Genomic DNA, 22,077 nt, shown 5'->3' on the forward strand with positions numbered 1-22,077 from the left:
TTCGCCGCCAACAGGCGGCCCTAGGTAGAAAGCCAAAATAAGTGGGTTCGCTAAAAATTCGCTAAACGATACGGCCTCGAACAGTACGTCTTCGAAATGCGCTGCGCGACCGTCGCCTGAATGGCGGTGTCTGCTCCTCTCGCCTACCCGATACCTTCCGGCGCTGCCGCATCACATAGGTGCTGACATACCAAAAGGGGGTTGTGGGGGATGAACACGTTTCGAACAACGGCAATAGCCGTCGTCGTCGCCCTCGTCACGGCGACGCCGATCGCCCATGCTCAAGCGGGTAATTCGCTCGGCCTGCCCAGTTATGCCGATTTGATCACTGATGACGTACACAAGCTGGTATTCGTCACCGGCGGGAAGACCGTCAACGGCGTCGTGGTCACCGACTTCAGCACCAGGGTCAAGAAGACGATCAACAACCAGTTCGGCGCGTCCGGCCTGGCACTGTCCGCCGACTCGAAGACCCTCTATGTCGCCCTCGCGTCCGGCGACGGGATCTCGGCCATCGACACCGGCACGCTCACCGAAACCGCCCGCTACCGCACCGGCGCCCAAACCTGCCCCACCCACTTGGCCCGCACCGAGAACACGATCTGGTTCGGCTACGGCTGCGACGACACCTGGAACGGCGGCATCGGCAAAGTCGACCTCACCGCAACCCCACCCACAGTCAGCCTCGACCAGCACGGCAACGCCATGTACCAGAAGGCGCCGTTGCTCACCGCAACAACCGACAGCGACGGACCAGTCGTCGCCGGGCAAACCGAGTTGAGCCCTGGCAACATCCGCGTCTACACCGTCACGGCAGGCACGCTCGAATCCGGGGCTGCCGGCGCCGTTGTCGGCAGCGACCTCGCCGACCTCGCACTGTCCCCCGACGGCACCACCCTCTACACCGCATCCGGCTCCCGCGACGGCATCGAAGCCTTCAACACCACCGACCTGTCCCGCGCTGGCGGCTACCACACCGGCAGCTACCCTAACTCCGTCGCCGCATCCACCAACGGCACACACATCGCCACCGGAGTACGCAGCCCGCGCAACGACGCCTACATCTACAAAAACGGCGCTGCCGCCCCAGCCAGGACACTGGACCTCACCGACAGCGGCGTCCTCGCACCTCGCGGCCTCGCTTGGGGCGAAGCCACCAAACGCCTCTTCGCCGTCACTCGCCCCGCCAACGGATCCACACCGACCCTGCACGTGGTCACATCACCCACAGTGTGAGCGTCTCTCAGATAGACAAACTCGCAAGCAGATACCGGCTTTCGCTCACAAGATTCCTAGATCAACTAGGCCCCTTGAACTTCGACATTTGAATCAAGTTTTTCGGCGGCATAGCGTCGAGTGTGCCCGCTCCATATCTACAGACTCGTTGTCTGACCAGCCACTTTGGAGTGGCACGGCCGGTCATCACGGATGATCGGACTTCGGCGCAGCGGGTGACGGCGGTCTGCCGATCATGACCGCAGGTCCTTGCGTGAGCTTGGCCAAAATCAAGCTGGTCGCGGAAGCCCAGCTCAGCCACCTACCTCGGCGGTCCGAGGCGACGCCTCATTGGTACTCCAGCCGCAGATGGGACTGTACAAATTTTCGGTTCTGTCCCACTTTCGGTGTGGCCATGGATTCAGATCGGCTCAGACGTGGTCGCGTCATGTCGGCGGGCTGGCCGCGTCGCGATGGTGGCGGGTGAATCGTGTTGAGGGGTGACATGGGATGGACTCGGTTGAATCGTTGGGAGAGGTGGTGATTCGGCGTCGACGGAGGCCGCGACGGGAAGCTGCCGTGAGTTGCGCTTTGCCGTTGAGGTTCGCGTTTTACGGCCGGATGTCCACTGTGGAGCATCAGGATCGGTTGACGTCGTTGTCGTGGCAGCGTGAAGTCGCCGAGGAAACGGTTGCCGGTCAAGGGTCGATCGTGGCCGAGTTCTTCGACGAAGGCGTCTCACGGCGACTGTCCTGGCCGGAGCGGCCGGCTGCGGCAGCGTTGTTGGCGGCGGTGCGTGATCCAGACCGCCAGTTCGACGCAGTGGTGGTCGGGGAATACGAACGAGCGTTCTGCGGAGACCAATTCGGCTTCGTCATGTCCGTGCTACAGGCGCACGGCGTGCAGTTGTGGTTGCCAGAAGCCGGTGGCGCGGTCGATGCGGGTAGCGCGGTACATCAGGCGTTAATGGTGTTGCTCGGTGCCGAATCACGTCGAGAGGTCGTACGGGCACGGCACCGGACGTTAGCGGCGATGCGCAAGCAGACGTGTCTGCAGGGCCGTTTTCTAGGTGGCCGCCCACCGTACGGGTACCGGCTGGTGGACGCCGGTTCACACCCGAACCGAGCACACGCGCGATGGGGACGGCGACTGCACCGGCTGGATCCCGACCCGAAAACAGCACCATGGGTGCGATGGATCTTCCAGCAACGCGCGACCGGACGCAGCGTCGCCAGCATCGCACGAGAGTTGAACGAGCGTGGCGTGCAATGCCCATCCGGTGTCGACCGCAAGCGCAACACTCACCGTTCAGGTGAGGCATGGATTGTGCGCACAGTCGTCGGGATTCTGGAGAACCCTCGCTACACGGCGTCCGGTTCCGTTGCGGGTCAACAACTCCTCTACTGTCTCAGCGCGGGCGAAGCGGCGCACGGTGCCGCGTGAGAGGCTCAGGCGACGACAGACCGCATTGATGCCGACGCCTTCGGCGAGCAACGCGTGCACGGCCGCGTAGCGTTCGCGTGCTCGCACCGCCCACCGATCCGTCCGGTCGCTGGGCCCTGTGACTGGTGGGAGTTGCTGGTTAAGGGGTAGGTCACTGAGGTCGGCGCCGCTGGTGCTGGCGTCGCTCTCGGTCTTCACGGCCAGTGCTGCGGTTAAACAGTTCTTGTGGCGGGCTACCGTGCGCTCGACCGCATCGGCCAGGTTGTTCTAGACGTGCCATCGATCAGCCACCTGCACCGCGTTCGGTGCGCCGTCGCGGGCACCCTCGGCATAGGCGCCAGCACGGTCCCGACAGACAATCTCCACGCCCGGATGGGCATGTAGCCACGCCGACAGCGTCTGCGCGGTGCGGTCGGTCAGCACGTCGACCGGTCGGTGCGACTCCATATCGATCAGCAGCGTGCCGTAGTGATGTCCGCGGCGTAGGGCGAAATCGTCTACTCCAAGCACCCGAGGCGTGGCCTGGACGGGATCGGGCACGGCACGCACCATACGCAGCAACGTCATCCGGCTGACTGACGCGGCCAACCGCTGGGTCAACCGGGCCCCGGCGCGGCCGCCCAACGCCAAGGCCACCGCACCCAGCACCCGCTGCAAGATCGTGGTGCGCCGGGCGTGCCGAGCGGCCAGTTCGGGCACCTGCTCAGCGAACGTCGTGCGGGAGCATTCGGGGTTGTCGCAGAACAATCGCCGGACGGTCAACCGGATCAGCACCTCCCGGCCCGCCGTGGCCGTGTCGGATAGGTGCCGGTTGTAACGACTATGCACTCGGCCGAAGACCATTCGACAGTCCGGACACGCTGCCGGTGCTCCGCTGGTCCTGGCCTCGATCCTGACCGCGCAGCCCACCGCTGACACAGCCTCGATCCGGACGCCGGTCAGATGCGGCCACAGAACCCGAACCAGATCAAGATCAACACACCTCGACCATGATCAACTACCGGCCCAGTCACCCGACGCCAGGGTCCATCACGGAAACCGTGCCAGAACCAGAATTCACCCGTCGGCGACAGACGGACTGCGGCCAGCGGCGAGATCAGCCGGTTGCCCGGCCGGGCATCTGGTCCTTCGTGGCACGGCCAAAGGCCACGAACAGCGGGCCGTACGCCCCTATGCGAGCTGTACAACGCGCATAACCCTGAGAACCAGGTTCTGTGCCGAGGTAGACGGGAGTGATGATGAAACACCGGAAACACAAGGAAGTCGTGGCCACTGATGTCACCTCCATCCACGATCACGTCCTGTTCAAAAAGATGCTGACACACCGCACCTACGCACTCTTACTGGTCGCAGTGACAACTGCGCTCGCATTCCCCGGATCCACGCCACCAGGTCACGCTGCGACCGCGAACGGGCAACCGCCACAAGCGTCAAGCGAGTTGGAGCTGACAGTTTCCGAAGGTCTGGTACCGATAGCCGCATCGCAAGTCAGGACACTGACGTGCGACCCGCCAGGTGGAAACCACCCGTACCCCGAGGCGGCGTGCTTTGACATAGCGACCGCTGAAGGTGACCTTGCCCGGCTGCCAGGAGAGCCGGGCAAGGTGTGCAGCGGCGTGTACAAGCCGGTAACCGTGACTGCGCTCGGCGACTGGTGGGGTGTCCCGGTGCGCTTCCAAGAAAGTTATGGCAATGCCTGCAAGTTGCGGGCAGGTACGGGGTTGGTGTTCGGGTTCTAGTGGTTACGGGTAGTGCTGTGCGGCCCCGCCGAAGAACAGGGTGGGCTGCGTCCGATGTGGACACTCTTGACGGCACGGTCTACCGGACGTCGTGGGCGAACATATCCATGATCCTGTACGGTCGCATCATCTCGTTGTCTTCGTGTTCCAACATGTGACAGTGCCACACGAAGAGCCCTACCCGGTCGAATACTGCCCTGACCCGGGTGATCTCGTTCGGTAGGGCGATCACGGTGTCCTTGAGGCCAGTTTCCCCTGGTTCCGGCGGACGGGCTGATCCGTTGAACCGCTGGCGCTCCACCACTTCGAACTGCACCTCGTGGATGTGAATCGGGTGGGCGTCCCTGGTGAAGTTATGCAGCTCCCAAAGCTCAGTCGTGCCAACAGAGGGGGTCTCCGTGATGGGTTCGTGCCAGCCGAGCGCGCGCCCGGTACCGTCCGGTTTCACTATGCCCAACAGGGCAATCCGTGGGCCGACGCCCGGCAGGACCGCCGAATCCTGCTCGTGCAGGGACAACCGACGGGTCACCGTGTGCCGGCCCGGCTTCGGTGGGGCGGGCAGCCTGGTGATCTGACCGGGTGGGGTGCTGGGATCCGGTGCGAGCAGGTCGACGACCGAGAACCTCATCACCTGGCCGGTGGTGGCCGGGTTCGCGGGAGCGAAGTCGGTGCCGGGGACACCGCCACCGTACGGCTCATCCGGGCCCTCGTTGATCACGTAGAGGTGCGTGCCAGGACGCACGCCAGTGAAATCGACGATGACGTCGGCCCGTTCCGCCGGCGCCATGAGCAACTGGTCGAGCTGTACCGGCGCCGGCAGAAACCCTCCGTCGGCGCCGATCTGCCAGATCGGCAGCGCCGGCTGGACCGGACGCGGCGCCAACGGATCGCCGGCCAGCTTCAGGATCAGAAATCGACTGTTGCACCCGTTGAGCAACCGCAACCGGTATCGGCGCGGCTCGACCTCGAGCACAGGCCACGTCCGGCCGTTCACCACCATGGTGTTGCCGAAGAACTCGGGGTTCCAGATGGGCGAGATGTCGCTGTCCGGGATGTACGGACCGGCGAAGCCATCGAAGAACGCCCGACTGTCCGGATAGAACAGCGACCCGCCCGGACCGAACGAGCGGTCCTGGACGAGCATGGGAATCTCGTAATACCTGGTGCCCGGCGGATCACAGCGACCGGGTGCCGGCCAGGGCAGCACGCCGACCAGGTCGTGCGGACCCCCTCGGATGTGGTAGAAGCCAGCCAATCCTGCATACACGTTCAACCGCGTCACCCCCAGGGCGTGGTCGTGAAACCACAGGGTGGTCGCCGGCTGGTCGTTGTCGTACTGGAACGTGGCTGTCCCGGGATCCCACCCGTGCCCGAACTTGCTGGTGAATGTCGCTTCGAACTCCTCATAACGGGAACCGACCATGGCGAATCCGGAGGGAACATTGGCCGCGTCCGGCAGATACCAGGCTTCGGCGTAACCGTCGGACTCCTCATTGTTGTGGCCGCCGTGGAGATGCGTGACGATGGGTACGGGACCGGCGTACGGTCCGGGCGTCGAGGCGAAGTTCGGACGCGAGTCCCGCCCCGCGACACCGCCGGGCGGGTTGGCCCAGTGCAGGGTCGGGTCCACCGGCAGGAGGTGGGGCAGGTAGGCGCCGCGCGGGTCCACCAAGCCGTTCACCCATGTCACCCGTACCGGCCTGCCCGCACGGGCCTCGATGGTGTGGGCTGGGTAGTGGAAGGTCTGCCCCTGTGATTCGAGGCCGTAGCCCCAGACCGTGGTCCTCGGCAGCCCGGGCGGGAGAACCTGCTGGGAGAACTGCCGGACACCGATCACGTAACAGTCGATAGATGTGCTCTGAAGCGTGGCGGTCAGCGGCATCGCGGGCGGGATCACCAGGCAGGTCACGTACTTCGGGATCGTGGCCGGATCAAGCGTGGCACCAGGTACTGATGCCTCCGCTGTCCCGCCACTGTGCCACAGCGGCAGCGTCACCGAAGCCCCTGCGGCAACACCAAGCTGGAGAAGCTCCCGGCGGGTGAGCTCCGTCATCCCTGCCTCCCTATGAAGGTGGTTAATGGCTGAGGTATGACCCACCGCCGAGGTTCACCTGTCCACCATTGATTCAAGGTCACACCCGGCGTCCGTGAGAAGGAGGCCACATACCTGGGCCTCGCCGATGCTGGCGGCCATCCACGCCGAGCAGTCCAGCGGAAGCCGCGCCAGCCGGTCGCCCTGTAGAGCGCTCGCGGGCCCGTGCACAAGGTAGGACTAACTACTGTTCGCACAGGACATTTAGGACTTTGGCGATGGCGGGCATGACATTGTCCCGTGTCGTGGACCTGGTGCGCGGGGCGGCCTCGGCACTATTCCGACGAAGTCGGTTCACGATGATGTTCTGGTATGGCAACGGCATGAGTGGCTGGGGATACGAGCTGACGACCGTGAGCACGATTCTGTCCAAGGGACTGGTGATCTGGGGGACGCCATGAACGCGGTCGGCGAGCGTCAAACCGCAGGTGCGGATGGCTCAGCGCTGTGCCGTTCGACGTGTGCGTCCGGGCCAGGGAACACAAGGGTCACCCGGTCGGTGTCCAGCCAGTGCACGTAGAACGGCGGCGCGCCGTCCTCGTGTACTAATTGGACGATCTCGCCTTTGCGGGTCACGTCGTCCAGTTTTGCGCCCTTGACAACCAACCAGTCGGCAACGTTGGCACGCATGGTTCCTCCACTCAGTTGTGCGCTTGGTCGTTCCAAGCGCAGTCGAGACGGTTACGGACGTCGACCACGCCCGGGATGGTTGTGGTCAACCGACCGGCGATCTCCACTTCGCTACGGCGATCGAGCTGACCGGTGAGTGTCACGACGCCACGGTTGACCGCGACCGTGATGGCGGTCGGATCCGCCCACAGCACACGTTGGAAGACCTCGTGCTCGATGTCCGCGCGGATCTCTTCGTCCGAGCGCAGGAACACCTTCAACAGGTCACGCCTGGACACCACACCCACCAGTCGGCCATGGTCCATCACGAACAGCCGTCGCACTCCCCTGCGGTGGAGCTCGCGCGCCGCGAAGCTCACCGACTCACTGGCCTCGACAGCCCGGACGGGGACTGCCATCAGGTCGACGGCGCGTCCGGCACTGGCTTTGTGCCAGCTCTGCCGGGCGCGCTTGCTCGCGAGCAGCGACGGTGGCTCCGGCCTCTCCTGTTTAGGCGTCAGGTCCGCTTCGGACACCACCCCGATCGGCACGCCGTCGCCGCCGACCACCGGCACGGCGCTGATCGAGTACCGCGTCAGGATTTCCACGATGTCCTTGAACTCGGTGTCGGGCGTCACGGTGATCGTGTCTTTGGTCATGACCATGGCGACGGTCAGTTCTCGCATGGCTGCCTCCGCGTTCGTCGTCTGGGACGTTATGCACCCTCGGCCTGCTAGTTCAGGGTCGACCGCCGCTAGCGGGCATGGTCTTTCGACCTGAGCCGGTACAGAGATCGTGGAAGGACCCGACATTCGGGGCCGGTCGGCCCGGTACAACGGGTCGTCCGGATCTGCTGGCGGCCGCCGGCGCGGTGGACAGTACGGATGAACAGGGAGGTGCACTATGCATTGGAACTACGGCCCGATGGGTCTCAGTTGGTTCGACTGGGTGCTGTTGGTCATCGTCATCCTGGTGTTCTTCGGCGGTCTGACAGCCGTCGTTCTCACCGCGACGCACCGCACACACACCACGGCATCGCCACCGCGGGATGATTCGCGGGCACCGTTGGACATCCTCGCCGTGCGCTTTGCCCGTGGCGAGATCGATGAGGAGGAGTACCGCGCTCGGCGCGACGCGCTCTCAGAAATCAAGTAGGGCCGTTCGGCCCTACTTGCCCAGGCGCCCGGCCCTATCAGGCCGTGAGTCGCCTCAGGCACTGTTGATCCGGCAAGAAAGACGTCCGGAGAGGTGCCGACATGGCCATCAAGGTGTTCCTGCTCGACGACCACGAGGTCGTCCGCCGCGGGTTGCAGCAGTTGCTCGAGGCCGAGCCCGACATCGAGGTCGTCGGTGAAGCAGGCACCGCGGCCCAGGCCATCGCACGCATCCCAGCCCTGCGTCCCGACGTCGCCATCCTCGATGTCCGGCTACCAGATGGGGAAGGTGTGACGGTCTGCCGCGACATCCGCGCGGCAGTCGAACCACCACCTGCCTGCTTGATGCTCACCTCGTACGCCGACGACGAGGCCCTCTTCAGCGCGATCATGGCCGGCGCTGCCGGATACATGCTCAAACAAGTCAGCGGCAACGACCTCGTCAGCGCCATACACACCCTCGCTGCAGGCGGCTCACTCCTCGATGCCGGCGTCACCGCCACCGTCCTCAACAGACTGCGCAAAACCGATGACGATGAGGATCCTCGCTACGCCTCTCTGAGCCCGCAAGAACGACGCATCCTCGACCTGATCGCCGAAGGCATGACGAACCGTCAGATCGCCGCCCAGCTGTACCTCGCCGAGAAGACCGTAAAGAACTACGTCTCCTCGCTGCTGCACAAACTCGGCTTCGTGCGTCGCACCGAAGCCGCCGTCTACGCCACCCGGCGACGGGACGAGCAGAAATCCCTGTGAGTAGCGGGTCCTTCGGCCCTGACCGCACGCGTTCGCACCACTGACGCTGGAACCAGAGCGAACGGAGCACTCACAATGACGGCACAACCGCGGACCATCGTTGTCGGCGTGGACGGGTCACCCGCCAGCCGGACCGCGCTTCAATGGGCGCTGAACCTCGCCGCGACACAGGACTTCCACGTCACTGCGGTAGCCGTGCAGCGGCGTTCGCCCGCCTTCGTACCCGCTACTTCCATGGCACTGCTCCCGCACGGCACATTCCCCGAACCGTCGATGGAAACGCGGGCCGAGCGACTGCACTCCGTTGTCGAAGCGGCAGGAGACCACCACGCCACAGTCACCGAACTGCTCCTGACCGGCGAGCCCGCCCGCGAACTGACCCAACTGGCCGGGCTCGACGACCTGCTCGTCGTCGGCAGCCACGGTGCAATCACCACCGCGACGGCACTACTCGGCAGCATCACCATGGGTTGCCTGCGGCACGCCCGCTGCCCCGTTGTGATCGTCCCGGCCGATCGAGGGAAGGAAAGCCATGGCTGACAAGAAATGGCGCGACCTCACTTCCCAGCAGCGGCGGCTCGCGATCACCACCGCGGCTGTCCAAGGTGGACTCGCGTTGACCGCCTGGTACGACCTGTCTCGCCGCCCCCGGGAATCGGTGAACGGCCCGAAACTGATGTGGGCGTTGGCGATCGCGGTGAACTTCGTCGGTCCGATCGCGTACTTCCGGTTCGGCAGGCGCCGCCCAGTCCCCCACAAGGCGACGCCATGGCACGAGAAAGTGCACCTGGACGCATCGAAGTCCATCCGCTGACAGCCTTGCGCTCAGCCGATGTCCCAGCGCCGGAACGTACCGAGACTTGCCAACACCAGCACGACAGCGATCAGGACCAGAGCTGTGACCGGCCCTGGGGCATAGTCCCGCCGGGCAGCCTCGGCACGTGGGCGTACGGTGAAATGTCGATGACCGCCTCGAGCAGCCGGAGCAGCGGACCTACCTCGCCCACCAGCAGGAATCCGACCAGCAGCGCCCATCCGGCGCCGACCAGCCAAGGAACCGCGCCGAACAACACTGCGACGAGCGCCAACACCACCCACACCGCCGGGACCTGGATCGCGGCGGCGGCCAGGATCCGGCCGACCTGCACCCGTGTCGCCGGTTTGCGCGCCCAAGAACAGGCCTGCGGCCACACTACCGACAACGAGCAGGAGCAGGACTCCGCCGAATGCCACCGCGAAATGACTGCCGGCCCACTCGTCCGGTTAACGGCACCGGCCAGGACGAGCTGGCATCGAGCAATGCTCGTTCGCGCCGAGTGATCTGTCTTTTTTAATGACTCGTCGTGAGGTCCGTCGACTGTGGACTTCGACGTTCCAAGTGATGCAGCTCAGGAGGCGGGGGTTCCTATTGGGGTGTTCAACCAAGCCGGGTCTGGTGAACCGGAAGAGTGTGGTGAAGCCGTCGGTGCTGGGCCCCGTGCCAGCGTGCGTCGCTCGACCACGCCTGTGCGGTTCTATCGGTCGCCGTGGTCCGGTCCAACGCGTGCCCCACGGTTACTGGTTGGCCGACCTCGTGTGGGTCGTGAGCGTAGACTCGCCTTCGGCGTGCCGACGGTGTTGTCCGCCGGTTTCGACCTGCGGTTCGACCTCGATGAGGCGCGCACTGGGGAGTGGCGCGGGGTGGTGGCGGCGGAGCCGGTTGGCGTTGCCCACGACGGACAGCGAGCTCAGGGCCATGGCCGCCGCGGCGAGGATGGGGCTGAGGCGTAGGCCGATGAGTGGGTAGAGGGCGCCTGCGGCGATGGGGACGCCGATGGCGTTGTAGATCAGGGCGAAGAACAGGTTCTGGCGGATGTTGCGCATGGTGGCGCGGGACAGGCGGATGGCGGTGACCACGCCCGTCAGTGAGCCGGAGATGAGGGTGATGTCGGCGGCTTCGATGGCGACGTCGGTGCCGGTGCCGATGGCCAGGCCGATGTCGGCTTGGGCGAGGGCGGGGGCGTCGTTGATGCCATCGCCGACCATGCCGACGCGGCTTCCTTCGGCTTGCAGGCGGCGGATCTCGTCGGCCTTGTGTTCGGGAAGGACCTCGGCGAGCACGCGGCGGATGCCGACCTGGCGGGCGATCGCAGCGGCGGTGCGGGCGTTGTCACCGGTGATCATGACGACGTCCAGGCCAAGCCGATGCAGCGCAGCGATCGCGGCGACCGAGTCGTCCTTGATGGTGTCGGCCACTGCGAGCACGCCCGCGGGTCGACCGTCCACGGCGACCAAGATGGGAGTCTTGCCCTGGGCGGAGAACTTCGCGGCGATCGGGTCGAGCGCGCTGGTGGCGATGACAGCGTCGGCGAGCAACCTCTGGGTGCCGACGAGCACGGCGTGGCCGTTGACCGTGGCTTGCACACCTTTGCCGGTGATCGAGTCGAATCCGGACGCGGTGGCGGTGGCGAGGTCGCGTGAGCGCGCCCCCGCCATGACGGCCGCCGCCAGTGGGTGCTCGCTGTCAGCCTCGGCGGCGGCGACGAGGACGAGCAGGTCGTCCTCGGTGATCGTGCCGATGGTGCGAATGTCGGTGAGGGCGGGTTTGCCCGCGGTGATGGTGCCGGTCTTGTCCAGCACGACGGTGTCGAGGCTGTGCGCGGTTTCCAGGGCTTCGGCAGAGCGGATGAGGATGCCGGCCTGGGCGCCTTTGCCGGTGCCGACCATGATCGAGAGCGGGGTGGCCAGGCCGAGGGCGCAGGGGCAGGCGATGATCAGCACCGCGACGGCGGAGACTAGGGCGAGGGTCAGCGCCGGGGGTGGTCCGGCGATGTACCAGACGGTGAACGCGGCGATGGCGATGGCGATGACGGCGGGGACGAAGTAGGCGGAGGTGGCGTCGGCCAGCCGTTGGATCGGTGCTTTGGAGGCTTGGGCCTGCTGGACCATGCGGATGATCTGGGCGAGCATGGTGTCGGCGCCGACCTTGACGGCGCGGACGCGCAGGGAGCCGGTGGTGTTGATGGTGGCGCCGATGACCGTGTCGTCCGTTTTCTTGGTGACCGGGATGGGTTCCCCGGTGACCATCGATTCGTCCACAGCAGACTGTCCGGACAGAACAGCAGCGTCGACGGGGATCTTCTCGCCGGGACGGATGACGACCTCGTCACCGACGACGACCTCGTCGATCAGGATCTCGGTTTCGGTGCCGTCGCGGACGACGCGGGCGGTGCGGGCCTGCAGGCCGAGCAAGGCGCGGATGGCTTCGCCGGTGCCAGCTTTGGCGCGGGCTTCGAGCAGCCGACCGAGCAGGATCAGGGTGAGAATCACGCCGACGGCCTCGTAGTACACCTCGCGGACGTCTTCAGGCAGGAGTCCGGGAGCGAGGGTGACGACAAGGCTGTAGCCGTAGGCGGCGACTGTGCCAAGAGTGATGAGGCTGTTCATGTCCGCCGAGCGGTAGGTCAGGGTGAGCCAGCCGGTGCGGTGGATGGGCCAGCCGGTGTAGAGCATCACCGGGGTGATCAGGGCAAACTGCACCCAGTGGTTGAGCAGGACGCCGGGAACCCAGTCGGCGCCGAACAGTTCGTGGGCCATCACGGCGAACAGCACCGGCAGCGTCAGGATCGCCCCCACCACCACACGGCGGGTCAGGTCAGTGATCTCCACGCGCCGTTCCTGAGCCTGTGCGGCCTCCTCGTCGGCGGCGGCGCGGGAGGCGGGCGACGCTGTCCGGCTCTCGCCATGAGGCACCGTGGTAAGGGCCTCCGACGAGGTGGCCTGGAGTTTGTCGGAGGGGTCGACCACGAGGGTGCCGTGGATCATGTTCATGCCGCAGGCGAACCCGAATGTCCCCGCCTGGGCAGGGTCGACTCGGACGGTGGTGCGGGCGAAGGCGGGGAGTGCGGCGTTGACGCCGAGATCGGGGAACACCACGTGCGAGGTGCAGTCGCCGCTCTCTTGGCGGTTGAAGACCAGGTCCAGGGGTATGTTCTGGCGGACCCGGATGCTGTCGGGCTGGTAGCCGCCGCGCACGGTGACCTCGACGCGTTGCACGCCATCGGCCAGTTGTGCCGTCCGTGCGCGGCGAGGGCCGAAGAAGTACCAGCCCAATCCGGCGATGACGGCGACCGCAGCCACCAGCACCGCGATGTCGGCCGTGCTCATAGCGGGCTCCCTTCACCAGTCTGCGAAGACTCGTCCGATCGTGCGTTTCGGATACCAGTGGGGGTAGGGGCCTATGCCTTGGAGAGGGTGGGTCTTTCAGCTTCCTATCCGGTGACATGCGCCCCTCACCGGGCGGGTGCGAGCGGCAGACGCTGGGAGGCGACCTGGAAGGAGGCAATGCCATGAAGCGTCAACATCTGCCGCTGTACGCGATCGCGCTGGCGATCCTCATCGTGGGCCTGGCGTTTGCCGGTGTGCCGGTGCAGACGATCCTGTTCGGTCTGCTTGTGCTGGCCTGCCCGCTGATGATGATGTTCATGATGGGAGGGCACGGCGGGAACGGGGGCTCCGGCCAGCACACCGATCACCCCGGTGAGCACCAGCACGGTCCCACCGGTGGCTGGCGATAGCCAGGAGGTCTGGTTGTCATGGCCGATGCCGCTGCTGCGCTATACCGACGCCGGTAGGCACTTGTGGAACGACCTGACCGGTTGGTCCGGTGATCCGCACCTGTCCCCGTTCCACCTGACGCTGCTGGGCATCGGTTGGCTGCTCACGCTCGGCCTGCTCGCCGCCCTGCTGTTCCGCAGGACCGCGTCATGAGCGCCCTCACCCGCCGCACGTTCCTGAGCGCGACCGCGCTGGGCGTGCTGGCCGCCTGCACCCCCGCCGTGACCACGGCGCCGCTGGTCCTGCCCACTGACCCACGGGTGCGGGAAGTCGAGGCCGCCCGCCGCAGCACCGGCCGCACCCGCTCGATCACGCTCGCCGCCACGGCGGGCCAGATCGATCTAGGCGGCACGGTGGTCGACACCTGGACCTACGACGGCGCGGTGCCCGGACGTGAGATCAGGATCAGCGCCGGGGACGTGATCGAGGCCAGACTGGTCAACCGGTTGCCCGCGGACACCTCGATCCACTGGCACGGTGTGGCTCTGCGCAACGACATGGACGGCACGCCGGATCTCACCCAGCCCGGGATCGCGGCGGGTGCGGAGTTCACCTACCGGTTCATCGCCCCCGTGCCGGGCACCTACTGGTTCCACCCACACACCGGCACGCAGCTCGACCGCGGCCTCTACGCGCCGCTGATCGTGGAGGACCCGACCGAGCCCGGCGCCTACGACGCGGAATGGGTCGTCGTACTCGACGACTGGATCGACGGCACCGGCACCACCCCCGACCAGATCTTCGCCGACCCGCGCCAGCGGACAGGCCACATGGGCTCCATGCCCGGCATGGGCGGCACTGTCAGCCCGTTGCTCGGCGACGCCGGAGACGTCACCTACCCTCACTATTTGATCAACGGCCGTACCCCGAGCGCGCTCACCACGTTCACCGCCAAGCCCGGACAGCGGGTGCGGATCAGGTTCATCAACGCCGGCTCCGACACCGCGTTCCGCGTCGCGGTGGGCGGGCATCGCATGACCGTCACCCACACCGACGGCTTCCCGATCACGCCGGTGGATACCGACGCGCTGCTGATCGGCATGGGCGAGCGCTACGACGCCCTGGTCACCCTCAGCGACGGCGTGTACCCAGTGGTGGCACTGGCCGAAGGCAAGAACGCCACCGCCTTCGCCCTCGCCCGCACCGCCACCGGCAGCGCGCCCGGACCCGAGGTCCGGCCGAGCGAGCTGACCGGCTCCATCGTTGGCTACCCGGCCCTCAAGCCCACCATCGCGGCGACACTGCCCGCCAAGCCACCCGACATCGTGCACCGGCTCGCGCTCACCGGCGGCGTGATGAGCTACGACTGGGGCATCAACGGCCGCACCGGCGACCTCACCAACCCGGCGCGTGTTCGGGAGGGACAACGCGTCCGGATCGAGTTCGTCAACACAACCATGATGTGGCACCCCATGCACATCCACGGCCACACCTTCCAACTCGGCAACTCGGGCCCACGAAAAGACACTGCCATCGTCCTACCCGGACAGACCCTCGCCTGCGACTTCGACGCCGACAACCCCGGCCAGTGGATGACCCACTGCCACAACGCCTACCACGCCGAAGCCGGCATGATGACCTTGCTCGGTTATCAGACCTGACCAGATCGATCGTCGTATCACTCTTGGCCGGCGGACTCTTCCTGGTGAGGGCGCTCGTCGCCCCATCGGTCAGCGGCCAATGTGGCGGTCCGCAGTGTGGTGGTCTCCCCAGCACCGTTGGGGCCCAAGGAAACCGTGCACCTCGCCGGTCCGGACCGTCATCTCCAAGCCGTCCAAGGCGACAGTGCGGCCGAATGACTTGCGCAGGCCGGAAATCTCAACGGAGTTCATCATGCTTCCTTTGGCTCGTCACACGGTCCGTCGCCAGTCTTGGTCAGCGCGCGCCCAGGCCCGGTCCCACGCCGCGACCCGCCGCCGCAACAGCAGCCAGGCCACGAGCAGATAACAGACCACAACCCCGACAAGCCACCCGAGGACAGTCACGGCGCCCACGAACAGAACGTGCATGACATGCCCGACGGAGGTTTCGGGACCATCCAGCGGATTGCCCGTCTGATCCGTCCAGATCGGAACCCGCTCCCCTGCCTTAAGGTTCGCGGTCACGTTGATGTCTCCGGACCGGGACCCGCCGTTCGGCGTCGGCCACTTGGCTTTCACCTTGGTGCCGTCGACCGGCCCGTACTCGCTGTAGGACATCTGCACGTGGGCGTCTTCGGTCAGCACCGCGATGGTCTGGTGCGTCGCGGCGACGGACTCTGGTGCGACGCTGCCCGCCGCATCCGCCGCCACCGGGATCGCCAACAGCGCGGCTGCCACCGCCCCGAAGAGCAGCATCCGCTGCGCACGGTCCGACCGGCGGCTCAGGGAGCCACGGGCGAACCCCAGCAGCCGCATCCACTTCACCAGCCGAGTCATGAATTCCCCCCAGATTCGCGGGTCTGCCAGAACCGTAGAAGCGACGCACACCGCGGGATCAGGGTCGATGGCCGCTGTCGGCAGGGTCTTTGGACCCAATCCGGCACCTGAGACTTCCGCCCCGCCAACACAGGTCCAAAGACCTATCCCGCGGCACCCGGCTGATCACGGAAGCTTCCAGGGACGACGACCCCGGGGAGAACTCGATGAACAGTCTCGACGTGGCGCGGTGGCAGTTCGCGATCACGACCGTCTACCATTTCATCTTCGTCCCGCTGACCATTGGGCTGTCCTTTTTGGTCGCCGGCATGCAGACAGCGTGGGTGCGCACCGGCAATGAGAAATACCGCCGGATGACCAAGTTCTGGGGCAAGCTGTTCCTGATCAACTTCGCCATGGGCGTGGTCACCGGGATCGTGCAGGAGTTCCAGTTCGGGATGAACTGGAGCGACTACTCCAGCTTCGTCGGCGACATCTTCGGCGCGCCACTGGCCATCGAGGGCCTGCTGGCGTTCTTCCTCGAGTCCACGTTCCTGGGACTGTGGATCTTCGGCTGGGATCGGCTGCCGAAACGCCTGCACCTGGCCACCATCTGGATCGCGTCGATCGGCACGGTCCTGTCGGCGTACTTCATCCTCGCCGCGAACTCCTGGATGCAGCACCCGGTCGGTTACCGGGTCAACCCTGCCACCGGTCGTGCGGAACTCACCGATTTCGGTGCCGTGCTGACCAACTCGACCGCGATCGGCGCGTTCACACACACGATCACCGCGTGCTTCGTCACCGCGGGCATGTTCGTGGTCGGCATCAGCGCGTGGCACCTGCACAAGAAACGGTCCACTGAGGTCTTCCGGCCGTCGATGAAGCTCGCTCTGATCACCGTGCTGATCGGCAGCGTGGGCGTGATCTTCACCGGCGATGTGCAGGCCCGGTTGATGACTGAGCAGCAGCCCATGAAGATGGCAGCTGCCGAGGCGTTGTACGACACGGTCGCGCCCGCGTCGTTCTCGCTGTTCACTATCGGTTCGCTGGACGGTAAGGAGGAGAAGTTCAGCATCCGCATTCCCCGGATCCTTTCCTTCATGGCCACCGGCAGCTTCGACGGCGAGGTCGAAGGCATCAACGACCTGCAGGCGCAAGCTGTCCAGCAGTACGGACCCGGTGAGTACCGGCCGAACATCCCGGTCACCTACTGGACGTTCCGGTTCATGATCGGCTTCGGCATACTGTGCCTGCTCATCTCGATCGTCGGGCTCTGGCTGTTCCGGCGCGGCCGAACTCCACGCGCCCGCTGGTTCACCATCGCGGCCCTCGCCGGGATCTCGCTTCCGTTCCTGGCCAACAGCGTCGGCTGGATCTTCACCGAGATGGGCCGCCAGCCGTGGTCGGTCTTCGGCGTGCTGACCACTGCCGACTCCGTGTCCCCCACTGTGTCCGTCGGCAGCGTGCTGACCTCGTTGATCGTCTTCACAGTCCTGTATGGAGTGTTGGCGGTGGTCGACGGGATTCTGATGGTCCGCTACGCCAAAGCCGGGCCAACTCCGCCCGAACAGTCCGCCGAGGACGAGTCCGAGCCGCGCCCAGCGGTCTTCGCCTACTGACACCCCGCTGGAGAAATGTCATGGCTCTCACCGATATCTGGTTCCTGCTGATCGCGGTCCTGTGGACCGGTTACTTCGTCCTGGAAGGCTTCGACTTCGGCGTCGGCATGCTGCTGCGCGTGCTCGGCCGCGACGACACCGACCGCCGGGTGCTGATCAACACGATCGGCCCGGTCTGGGACGGCAACGAAGTGTGGCTGCTGGTCGCTGGTGGCGCCACCTTCGCTGCCTTCCCGCTCTGGTACGCCAGCCTGTTCTCCGGCTTCTACCTCGCGCTGCTGGTCATCCTGGTCGCGTTGATCCTGCGCGGGGTCGCGTTCGAGTTCCGCGGCAAGATCGACAGTGACCGATGGCGGCGTAACTGGGACCGAGCGATCGTGTTCGGTTCGCTGGTTCCCGCGCTGTTGTGGGGTGTGGCGTTCGGCAACATCGTCCGCGGCGTACCGCTTGACGCTCAACACCACTTCACCGGAACGTTCTTCACACTGCTCAACCCGTACGCACTGGTCGGCGGTCTGGCCACGTTGAGCCTGTTCGCCTTGCACGGCGCGGTCTTCCTCGGCCTGAAGACCACAGGCGACTTGCGCGAGCGGGCTGTCGCGTTGACCAAACCGCTTGGTGGTGCAGCGATCCTGTTCGGCGGCGGGTTCCTCGCCTGGACCGCGGCCGACCACGGCGGGTGGACCTGGATTCCCGTCTTGGTTGCCGCTGCGGTGCTGATCGCAGGTGTGTGGTACGCCATGGATGGCAAGGAAGGCCTGGCGTTCGTGTGCACCGCCCTGGCCATCGTCGCCACCACAGTGACGTTGTTCTACTCGCTGTATCCGAATGTCCTTCCTTCGACGACGGACGCCGCCTACAGCCTCACCACCACCAACGCGGCCTCGACGCCGTACACGCTCAAGATCATGACCTGGGTCGCGGTCGCGTTCACGCCGGTCGTGCTGGCCTACCAGGCGTGGACGTACTGGGTGTTCCGCAAGCGCGTCACCCGGGAATCCATCCCCGCTGCCGCTGGTCTTCCCCCGGTGCGGCGATGAAGCCACTGGACCCGCGGCTGCTGCGCCACGCCAGCGCCGCACGGCCGTTCATCGTGGCCTGCGCGGCTCTCGGCGGCATCACCGCGATACTGGTGATGCTTCAAGCCGAACTGCTGGCTTCCACGATCTCGCGAGCGTTTCTCGACGGCGCCGGGCTGAGCGTTCTTGCCTGGCCGCTCGCCGGGCTCGTGGCCGTCGTCCTCGGCCGGTCGGGGACCGCTTGGCTGGCCGAGACGACTGCCCATCGTGCGGCAGCCAGGGTGCTGGCGCAGCTTCGTGATTCGGTGGTGAGTGCGGCACTGAGGCTGGGGCCTCGCCATTCAGCGCAGCGCTCCCCCGCCGAGCTGGCTTCACTCGCCACGCGCGGTGTGGACAAACTGGACGGTTACTTCTCGCGCTATCTCCCACAGCTGCTCATCGCCGCGATCGTGCCGATGATTGTCGGAGCCCGGATCCTGCTGATGGACTGGGTCGCCGCAGTGATCATCGGTGTGACCGTACCGCTGATCCCGATCTTTGGAATCCTGATCGGGCTGTACACGCGCCGGGACGCCCAGCGCCAGTGGCGCACGCTTTCCGTTCTGGGCAACCACTTTCTTGACCTGGTCGCCGGGCTCGCTGTGCTCACGGCGTTCGGGCGTGCCAAGGCGCAGACCAAGACACTGCGTGAGATCACCGAGCGGTACCGCACGCAGACCATGCGCACGCTGCGTGTGGCGTTCCTTTCCGCGCTGGCCTTGGAACTGCTGGCCACGCTGTCGGTCGCAGTCATCGCCGTCTCCATCGGACTGCGGCTGCTCGCCGGACAACTCGACCTGCACACGGCTCTCGTCGTGCTCATCCTCGCGCCCGAGGTTTACCTGCCGCTGCGGGCCGTCGGAGCTCGGTTCCACGACAGCGCCGAAGGCCTGGCCGCCGCCGAGGAAATCGCCGCACTCACCGAAACTCAGACTCCTGTCCCTACCCGCGCACCGGCGCCCGACCCTTCCCGGGTGCCCCTGCGTCTGCACGGTGTCACCGTGACCGGCCGCGCCGGGCCGATCCTCGACCACCTGGATTTGAGGATCGAACCCGGCGAGGTCATCGGTATCACCGGCCCCAGCGGAGCCGGGAAGTCGACACTGCTGGACCTCGTACTCGGCTGGCGTCGTCCGGACGCTGGAGAGATCTGGATCGACGGCGTCCATCTCGCCGAGTTGGACCGCACAGAGTGGCAACGCCGCATCGCGTGGGTTCCCCAGCGGCCCAACCTTGTCGCGGGCACGGTCGCCGACAACATCCTTGTCGGTAATCCACTCGCCACCACAGCTGAGCTCTCCGCGGCTGCGGCAACTGCCGCCCTGGACGTGCCGTTGACGACGTCGGTCGGCGAACTCGGCGCCGGACTGTCGACGGGACAACGACGCCGGGTGGCGCTGGCTCGCGCGATTCTGGCCGACCGGTCACTGGTCCTGCTCGACGAACCTACTGAAGGCGTGGATTCCGGCACCGAAGCGGCGATCCTCGATCGGCTGCCTGACGTGCTGGCTGGTCGCACCGCCGTCATCGTGACGCACCACCCAGCAGTGCTGGATCTGTGTGATCGAGTGATCGAGCTGCCTGGACAAGTCACATCCACCACCAAGCCGACCGCGCCGAAGTCGGCTGAGACCGCCACGCCCACCACCGCGGCACCGACGGCGAGCGCATTCGCGTTCGAGGCATCCCCCTCGGCATGGCGGCCGCTGCTGGACGCGATCCGCCCACACTGGACTCGGCTGGTACTCGCCTGCCTCATCGCGACGTTGGCCCTGGGTTGCGGTGTCGCGCTCACGGCCACGTCGTCGTGGCTGATCGCCAGCGCCGCACTGCATCCGCCGGTGCTCAGCCTGATGGTCGCGATCGTCGCGGTCCGCACCTTCGGCATCGCCAAGGGCATCCTGCGATACGTCGAACGGCTCCTGTCGCACGATCTGGCCCTGCGCTCGCTGACTGAACTCCGTGTCCGCGTCTGGCGTCAGCTCGTTCGCATCGGTCCTACCGTCACCGAGCGCCAGCGCCGCGGCGACCTGCTGCACCGCCTGGTGTCCGACGTCGACAGCCAGCAGGATGTCCTTGTCCGTGGCCTCATCCCTGGAGTGGCCACTTTCGTCGTGCTGTCCGGCACCGCGACCACACTCGGTCTCCTACTGCCCAGCGCCGGTATCGCGGCGGCCATCGGACTGTTCGCAGCCGGTCTGCTCGCACCCGCGGTGTCCGCTATCACGACAAGCCGCGCTCAGCGATACTCCAGCCGCCTCCAGGCCGACGTGACCGCACGGACTACCGAGCTCATGCAAGCTTCTGCCGACCTGATCGCGTTCGGCGCCGCCGCCGCACGACACGCACAGTTGCGTGCTGTGGACGACCAACTCACTGCCACAGCGCGCAAAGCCGCCGGTACCCGGGGACTTGGCAGCGGTATCGCCGTCTTTGCCGTAGGGCTGACTTCGGTCAGTTGCTTACTGCTGGGCATCCTGGGGTCCGTACCGGGTCCTGTCTTGGCTGTGCTTGCTTTGACCCCGTTGGCGGTGACCGAAGTCGTCGCCGGATTGCCCGAAGCCGCGCAGCGCCTGCTGGGCGCACGCCACTCGGCCCACCGCTTGGCGGAGCTGGACGCTGCGGCCACACCACAGTCCGAACCCACCGCATCGACCCAAGCGCCACCAGTCGCACACGTCGAAGCGCAGCAGTTGTCCGTGCGCTGGCCGAACGCGGACCGCGACGCGGTCAAGGACTTCAACCTCACGCTGGGACTAGGACAACGGGTCGTCATCAGCGGCCCATCGGGTTGCGGCAAGAGCACGGTCGTCGCCGCGTTGATGCGCAACCTCGACCCGTCCAGCGGCAAAATCCTGCTCGACAAGGCCGACAGCCGGCTGTACACGAGCGATTCCGTACGTTCCCGGCTCGCCTGGTGCGGCCCCGACGCACACATCTTCGACAGCACGCTCGCGGAAAACCTCCGCCTCGCGAAACCGGACGCCACGCCCGCGCAACTGCGGTCCGCACTCGAACGCGCCCAACTCGGCCAGTGGCTCGACGCCCTGCCGGATGGGCTGAACACCAGGCTCGGCACCCACGGAACAACGATCTCCGGCGGTGAACGCCAACGCGTCGCCGTCGCTCGCGCTCTGCTGTCCGACCGTCCCATTCTGCTGCTGGACGAACCCACAGCCCACCTGGACGCCGACACAGCCGACGCACTCGCCCGCGACATCCTCACCGCGACCGAAGGAAAGTCCACGGTCATCGTCAGCCACCGGCCTGCCGAATTCCCCGGCGTACCGGCCCGCTCGCTCACCTATGTCGCTTGTGGACTACCGCGAACGGCCTAGGCAAAACGGGTCTGTGGCCCTGTACCCGCACGGGTGCCAGGAGTTTCGTTTGTCACAAC

The 22,077-nt window shown here is 66.1% G+C and carries 21 protein-coding genes and 1 pseudogene; 14 read left to right on the forward strand and 8 right to left on the reverse strand.

Annotated features, from left to right (window positions below; translation table 11 throughout):
* Positions 1–210: 210 nt before the first annotated feature.
* Positions 211–1,236, forward strand: coding sequence for a YncE family protein (locus LWC34_RS17515; RefSeq protein WP_233726103.1), 1,026 nt, complete (start codon positions 211–213; stop codon positions 1,234–1,236).
* Between the two features lie 576 nt (positions 1,237–1,812).
* Positions 1,813–2,658, forward strand: a complete 846-nt coding sequence (locus LWC34_RS17520; protein WP_233726104.1) for a recombinase family protein — start codon at positions 1,813–1,815, stop codon at positions 2,656–2,658.
* Positions 2,659–2,925: 267 nt separating this feature from the next.
* Here LWC34_RS17520 and LWC34_RS17525 read toward each other — a convergent pair whose 3' ends face one another.
* Positions 2,926–3,576 carry an ISL3 family transposase gene (locus tag LWC34_RS17525; protein ID WP_308200062.1) on the reverse strand — a complete coding sequence of 217 codons (651 nt, stop codon included), beginning with the start codon at positions 3,574–3,576 and terminating at the stop codon, positions 2,926–2,928.
* A gap of 320 nt (positions 3,577–3,896) precedes the next feature.
* Here LWC34_RS17525 and LWC34_RS17530 point away from each other — a divergent pair, with 320 nt between their 5' ends.
* Positions 3,897–4,397: an SSI family serine proteinase inhibitor gene (locus LWC34_RS17530; protein ID WP_233726106.1), complete on the forward strand. Its 501-nt coding sequence runs from the start codon at positions 3,897–3,899 to the stop codon at positions 4,395–4,397.
* A 79-nt stretch (positions 4,398–4,476) separates the two neighbouring features.
* Here the strand turns inward: LWC34_RS17530 and LWC34_RS17535 are convergent, their stop codons facing one another.
* Positions 4,477–6,450, reverse strand: a complete 1,974-nt coding sequence (locus LWC34_RS17535; protein WP_233726107.1) for a multicopper oxidase family protein — start codon at positions 6,448–6,450, stop codon at positions 4,477–4,479.
* A gap of 257 nt (positions 6,451–6,707) precedes the next feature.
* On the opposite strand from LWC34_RS17535, the gene LWC34_RS17540 reads away from it, so the two are divergent.
* Positions 6,708–6,890 carry a hypothetical protein gene (locus LWC34_RS17540; RefSeq protein WP_233726108.1) on the forward strand — a complete coding sequence of 61 codons (183 nt, stop codon included), beginning with the start codon at positions 6,708–6,710 and terminating at the stop codon, positions 6,888–6,890.
* Positions 6,891–6,906: 16 nt separating this feature from the next.
* On the opposite strand, the gene LWC34_RS17545 is transcribed toward LWC34_RS17540, so the two are convergent.
* Both LWC34_RS17545 and LWC34_RS17550 read right to left on the reverse strand, forming a co-directional pair.
* Positions 6,907–7,119 (reverse strand): DUF1918 domain-containing protein, encoded by a 213-nt coding sequence (locus LWC34_RS17545; RefSeq protein WP_233726109.1) that lies wholly within the window; start codon positions 7,117–7,119, stop codon positions 6,907–6,909.
* A gap of 11 nt (positions 7,120–7,130) precedes the next feature.
* Entirely contained in the window at positions 7,131–7,784 is a 654-nt protein-coding gene (locus tag LWC34_RS17550) for a CBS domain-containing protein (protein WP_233726110.1), read from the reverse strand.
* Positions 7,785–8,001: 217 nt separating this feature from the next.
* Between LWC34_RS17550 and LWC34_RS17555 the strand changes: the two genes are divergently transcribed.
* From LWC34_RS17555 to LWC34_RS17570, 4 genes are all read left to right on the forward strand, one after another.
* Positions 8,002–8,253, forward strand: coding sequence for an SHOCT domain-containing protein (locus LWC34_RS17555; protein ID WP_233726111.1), 252 nt, complete (start codon positions 8,002–8,004; stop codon positions 8,251–8,253).
* Between the two features lie 101 nt (positions 8,254–8,354).
* Entirely contained in the window at positions 8,355–9,008 is a 654-nt protein-coding gene (locus LWC34_RS17560; protein WP_233726112.1) for a response regulator, read from the forward strand.
* A 75-nt stretch (positions 9,009–9,083) separates the two neighbouring features.
* A complete protein-coding gene (locus LWC34_RS17565; RefSeq protein WP_233726113.1) occupies positions 9,084–9,548 on the forward strand; it encodes a universal stress protein in 465 nt (154 codons plus the stop codon).
* Positions 9,541–9,822: a PLD nuclease N-terminal domain-containing protein gene (locus LWC34_RS17570; RefSeq protein ID WP_233726114.1), complete on the forward strand. Its 282-nt coding sequence runs from the start codon at positions 9,541–9,543 to the stop codon at positions 9,820–9,822. The genes LWC34_RS17565 and LWC34_RS17570 overlap by 8 nt, the downstream gene beginning before the upstream one ends.
* Positions 9,823–9,892: 70 nt before the next feature.
* Here LWC34_RS17570 and LWC34_RS17575 read toward each other — a convergent pair whose 3' ends face one another.
* Positions 9,893–10,309 carry an efflux permease Rv1217c-related protein gene (locus LWC34_RS17575; RefSeq protein ID WP_504924724.1) on the reverse strand — a complete coding sequence of 139 codons (417 nt, stop codon included), beginning with the start codon at positions 10,307–10,309 and terminating at the stop codon, positions 9,893–9,895.
* A gap of 253 nt (positions 10,310–10,562) precedes the next feature.
* Complete coding sequence (locus LWC34_RS17580; protein WP_233726116.1) at positions 10,563–13,154, reverse strand: heavy metal translocating P-type ATPase; 2,592 nt, start codon at positions 13,152–13,154, stop codon at positions 10,563–10,565.
* Between the two features lie 182 nt (positions 13,155–13,336).
* Here LWC34_RS17580 and LWC34_RS17585 point away from each other — a divergent pair, with 182 nt between their 5' ends.
* From LWC34_RS17585 to LWC34_RS17595, 3 genes are read left to right on the forward strand one after another with little or no spacing between them, the layout of a single operon-like run.
* Positions 13,337–13,564 (forward strand): DUF2933 domain-containing protein, encoded by a 228-nt coding sequence (locus LWC34_RS17585; protein WP_233726117.1) that lies wholly within the window; start codon positions 13,337–13,339, stop codon positions 13,562–13,564.
* Positions 13,551–13,757 carry a hypothetical protein gene (locus tag LWC34_RS17590; RefSeq protein WP_233726118.1) on the forward strand — a complete coding sequence of 69 codons (207 nt, stop codon included), beginning with the start codon at positions 13,551–13,553 and terminating at the stop codon, positions 13,755–13,757. The genes LWC34_RS17585 and LWC34_RS17590 overlap by 14 nt, the downstream gene beginning before the upstream one ends.
* Entirely contained in the window at positions 13,754–15,205 is a 1,452-nt protein-coding gene (locus tag LWC34_RS17595) for a multicopper oxidase family protein (protein ID WP_233726119.1), read from the forward strand. The genes LWC34_RS17590 and LWC34_RS17595 overlap by 4 nt, the downstream gene beginning before the upstream one ends.
* A gap of 89 nt (positions 15,206–15,294) precedes the next feature.
* Here the strand turns inward: LWC34_RS17595 and LWC34_RS17600 are convergent.
* Together LWC34_RS17600 and LWC34_RS17605 are read right to left on the reverse strand one after the other, a co-directional pair.
* Positions 15,295–15,439 (reverse strand): annotated as a pseudogene (locus LWC34_RS17600) (ABC transporter ATP-binding protein); the annotation flags it as partial.
* Between the two features lie 15 nt (positions 15,440–15,454).
* Complete coding sequence (locus LWC34_RS17605; RefSeq protein ID WP_233726120.1) at positions 15,455–16,021, reverse strand: Rv1733c family protein; 567 nt, start codon at positions 16,019–16,021, stop codon at positions 15,455–15,457.
* A 206-nt stretch (positions 16,022–16,227) separates the two neighbouring features.
* On the opposite strand from LWC34_RS17605, the gene LWC34_RS17610 reads away from it, so the two are divergent.
* The 3 genes from LWC34_RS17610 to cydD are packed head-to-tail and all read left to right on the forward strand — an operon-like array spanning position 16,228 to position 22,018.
* Positions 16,228–17,622, forward strand: coding sequence for a cytochrome ubiquinol oxidase subunit I (locus LWC34_RS17610; RefSeq protein ID WP_233726121.1), 1,395 nt, complete (start codon positions 16,228–16,230; stop codon positions 17,620–17,622).
* A gap of 20 nt (positions 17,623–17,642) precedes the next feature.
* Positions 17,643–18,662: a cytochrome d ubiquinol oxidase subunit II gene (gene cydB / locus LWC34_RS17615; protein ID WP_233726122.1), complete on the forward strand. Its 1,020-nt coding sequence runs from the start codon at positions 17,643–17,645 to the stop codon at positions 18,660–18,662.
* Positions 18,659–22,018 (forward strand): thiol reductant ABC exporter subunit CydD, encoded by a 3,360-nt coding sequence (gene cydD, locus LWC34_RS17620; protein WP_233726123.1) that lies wholly within the window; start codon positions 18,659–18,661, stop codon positions 22,016–22,018. Before cydB ends, cydD begins: the two co-directional genes overlap by 4 nt.
* Positions 22,019–22,077: the final 59 nt, after the last annotated feature.

Origin of the sequence: Kibdelosporangium philippinense (assembly GCF_021390435.2) — a bacterium.
Taxonomy (GTDB): domain Bacteria; phylum Actinomycetota; class Actinomycetes; order Mycobacteriales; family Pseudonocardiaceae; genus Kibdelosporangium; species Kibdelosporangium philippinense.